The following is a 3,415-nucleotide window of genomic DNA, read 5'->3' as shown; positions in this document are numbered from 1 at the left end:
CCCCCCCCCCCCCCCCCCCCCCCCCCCCCCCCCCCCCCCCCCCCCCCCCCCCCCCCCCCCCCCCCCCCCCCCCCCCCCCCCCCCCCCCCCCCCCCCCCCCCCCCCCCCCCCCCCCCCCCCCCCACCGGGGCGCGCAGGCCGGCGCGCGCCAGCGCGCGCGCGGAGGGGCGCATCAGCGCGGGGAGGTCTGCGCGGTGACCAGCTCGCGCTCGCGGGAGTCGCGCGCCAGGCCGGTGAAGTCGCCGGACTCGCCCTGGATCACGCGCTCGTGCAGCATCGGGATCGCCGCGTCGGACTGCAGCACCAGCCGCTCGGCGGCCAGGACCGCCGCGCGGCGCGCCTCCCCGGCCGGGGTGGCGGCCGCGGTGCGCAGCGCCTCGTCGATCGCCGGGTCGCACAGCTGCGCGATGTTGAACGAGCCGTCGCAGGCGAAGTCGGAGTACATGTAGGCCACCGGGTCCCCGGAGTCCAGGACGGTGGCGCGCGAGAGGATGAACGCGTCGAACGCCCCGGCCAGGGCGTCGGCCTCGATCTGCGCGTACTCGCGCACCTCCTGGCGCACGGTGAACCCGGCGGCCTCCAGCTGCTGCTCCAGCTGCACCGCGACCTCCGGCAGCTCGGCGCGGTCGGTGAACGTCGCCAGCACGACCTCGCGCCCGGCGGGGTCCCCGGCGGGGGTCTCGCCGCGCTGCGGGCGCCCGGCCGCCGCCCACGGCAGCGCCGGGCCGAGCAGGCCCTGCGCGACGTCGGCGCGGCCCTCGTAGACGGTCTCCACGACGCCCTCGCGGTCGATCGCCTCGCGCGCGGCGGCGCGCAGCGCGGGGTCGGTGAACGCGCCGCGCTCGGTGTTCAGGTACAGCGTGTTGGTGCGCGGCATGGGCACCTCGAAGACCTGGTCCTCCTCCAGCAGCGCCGCCTGCGAGACCGGCACGGCCTCCACGACGTCGGCGGTGCCGGTGCGCAGCGCGGCGGCGCGCGCGGTGCCGTCGGGCACGAAGTCCACGTCGATCCCGGCGGCCCGCGCCGGCTCGCCCCAGTAGCCGTCGTAGCGGTCCAGGGTGGCGCTGGAGGTGCCGTCCACGGCGACCAGCTCGAAGGGGCCGGTGCCGTGCCCGACCGGGTCGACGGTGCCGTCGGGGCGGTACGCGGCCGCGGACAGGATCGACAGCTGCGGGCTGGACAGGCGCTGCGGCACCAGCGGGTCGGCGTCGCCGGTGCGCACCAGCACCGCGCCGGCGGGGTCGGCCGGGTCGACCTCGGCGGTGAGCTCCACGCCGTCGAGGATGCGCGGCTTGGGGCTGGCCAGGGTGGCGGCGGTCAGCACCGCGGCGACCTGCTGCGCGGTCAGGTCGGTGCCGTCGTGGAACGTCACGCCCCGGCGCACCTCGAAGCGCCAGGTGCGCAGGTCCACCTGCTCCCAGGCGGTGGCCAGCGCCGGCTGCGCGTCGCCGGCCCCGTCGAGCACGACGAGGGTCTCGGCGGTGGACCAGCGCGAGAGCTTGAACGCGTCGTCGCTGAAGGGGGTCAGCCCCGAGCGCGGCGGCTGCAGCATCGCCACGCTCACCCGGTCCCCGCCCCCGCCGGTGGCCGTGGCACCGCCGCTGCCGCCGCCCTCGGGGGAGGAGAAGCAGCCGGTGAGCAGGACGGCGCTGAGGCCGACGCTCACGGTGGTGGCGGGCAGGGTGGAGCGGACGCGCACGGGTTCCTCCGGGGCTCGGGGTTCTGCGGTGGGGGGTTCTGCGGTCTTCAGGGCAGGACGGGCACGGCCTCCACGAGGGCGCGCGCGGCCGGGTGCCGCGGGGCGGTGAGCAGCTCGCGGGTGGGGGCGTCCTCCACCAGGCGGCCCTGCGAGAGCACGAGGGTCCGCCCGCACAGCGCGGCGACCGCGGCGACGTCGTGCGAGACGAGCAGCAGGGCGGTGCCGCGCTGCTCGGAGACGGTGCGCAGGGTCTCCAGCACGAGCTCGCGCAGCGGCAGGTCCAGGCCGCTGACCGGCTCGTCGGCCAGCAGCAGCCGCGGGCGCAGCACCAGGGCGCGGGCGATCGCCACGCGCTGCGCCTGCCCGCCGGACAGCTCCCCGGGGCGGGCCGCGCGCCGGTCGGCGGGCAGGCCCACGAGGTCGAGCGCCTCCTCGACGAGCTCGCCGGCGCGGCGGCGCTCCTCGGGCGTGCCCAGGCGGTGCACCGGCAGGGCCACCAGCTCCCGCACCCGGGCGCGCGGGTCCAGGGTCGTGGCGGGGTCCTGCGGCACGTGCTGCACCAGGCGGCGGTACCAGCGCAGCCGCCGCGCCGGGCCCGGCCGCACGGCGCGCCCCCGGCACGCCACCGTCCCGGCGTCGGGCTCCTCCAGCGCCAGCAGCGCGCGCAGCAGCGTGGTCTTGCCGGCGCCGGACTCGCCGAGCAGCCCGACGCGCTCGCCGGGGGCGACGTCCAGGTCCACGTCGCGCAGCACGCGCCGGGACAGCCCGCGGCAGGTCAGCAGGCTCACGACGCCACCCGCGGGCCCGTGCGCGCCGCGCCCGGTGCGGCGGCGGGCGCCGCGAGCGCGGCCAGGTGCGCGTCGACGGCGCGGGCGGCGGCGACCAGCTCGCGGGTGCGCTCGTGCGCCGGGGCGCGCAGCACCCGCTCCAGCGGTGCGTGCTCGACGACGCGGCCGCCGTCGAGGACGACGACCTCCTCGCACAGCGCCGCGGCCACCGCGACGTCGTGGGTGACCAGCAGCAGCGCCCGGCCGGCCGCGGGGCCGGTGCGCTCGCGCAGCAGCTCCAGCACGCCGGCCTGGGTGACGACGTCGAGGGCGGTGGTGGGCTCGTCGGCCACCAGCAGCGCCGAGGGCGTGGCCAGCGCCAGCGCCAGGCACACGCGCTGGCGCTGCCCGCCGGACAGCTCCGAGGGCAGCGCGGCGGCCACGCGCCGCGGCTCGCGGAAGCCCAGGGCGTGCAGCGTCTCCAGCACCTGCGCGCGCGCGGCGCGGCCGCGGGCGCGCACCGGCAGGGCGAGCTGGCGCCCCACGGGCAGCAGCGGGTGCAGCGCGCCGGAGGAGTCCTGGCGCACCAGCCCCGGGCGCGAGCGCGCCGGGCGCCGGGCGGCCGGGACCCCCAGCACCTCCGCGCCCCCCAGCCGCACGCTGCCGCCGGCGCGCAGCCCCGGCGGCAGCAGGCCCAGGACGGCGGCGGTGGTGAGGGACTTGCCGGAGCCGGAGGGGCCCAGCACGGCCACCCGCCGGTGCTCCCCGACGCTGAGGTCCACCCCGCGCAGCAGGTCCCCGGCGGCTCCGCGCACGTGCAGGTCGCGCACGTCGAGCAGGGCCACGTCGGCTCCTCCGGGCGGTGGGGCGGGGTCGGGGAGCACTGTAGACGACGACGGTAACGCTTCTCATTCCCCCGTCGGGGTCGCCCGCACGTGCGCGGAGCCCG

Annotated in this window: 3 protein-coding genes; all 3 read right to left on the bottom strand. The window is 79.8% G+C overall.

Annotation, left to right across the window (positions count from 1 at the left end):
• Positions 1-172: 172 nt before the first annotated feature.
• From ACRYR7_RS24825 to ACRYR7_RS24815, 3 genes are read right to left on the bottom strand one after another with little or no spacing between them, the layout of a single operon-like run.
• A complete protein-coding gene (locus tag ACRYR7_RS24825; protein WP_432575016.1) occupies positions 173-1,699 on the bottom strand; it encodes an ABC transporter substrate-binding protein in 1,527 nt (508 codons plus the stop codon).
• A 47-nt stretch (positions 1,700-1,746) separates the two neighbouring features.
• Positions 1,747-2,487 (bottom strand): ATP-binding cassette domain-containing protein, encoded by a 741-nt coding sequence (locus tag ACRYR7_RS24820; protein WP_432575015.1) that lies wholly within the window; start codon positions 2,485-2,487, stop codon positions 1,747-1,749.
• On the bottom strand, positions 2,484-3,311 hold the full coding sequence (locus ACRYR7_RS24815; RefSeq protein WP_432575013.1) for an ATP-binding cassette domain-containing protein: 828 nt from the start codon (positions 3,309-3,311) through the stop codon (positions 2,484-2,486). Before ACRYR7_RS24815 ends, ACRYR7_RS24820 begins: the two co-directional genes overlap by 4 nt.
• Between the last annotated feature and the right edge of the window lie 104 nt (positions 3,312-3,415).

The organism is Kineococcus gurbantunggutensis, from assembly GCF_050871925.1.
GTDB lineage: Bacteria > Actinomycetota > Actinomycetes > Actinomycetales > Kineococcaceae > Kineococcus.
The sequence above is the reverse complement of the archived record's forward strand: the minus strand, read 5'-3'. Positions and strand labels throughout refer to the sequence as shown.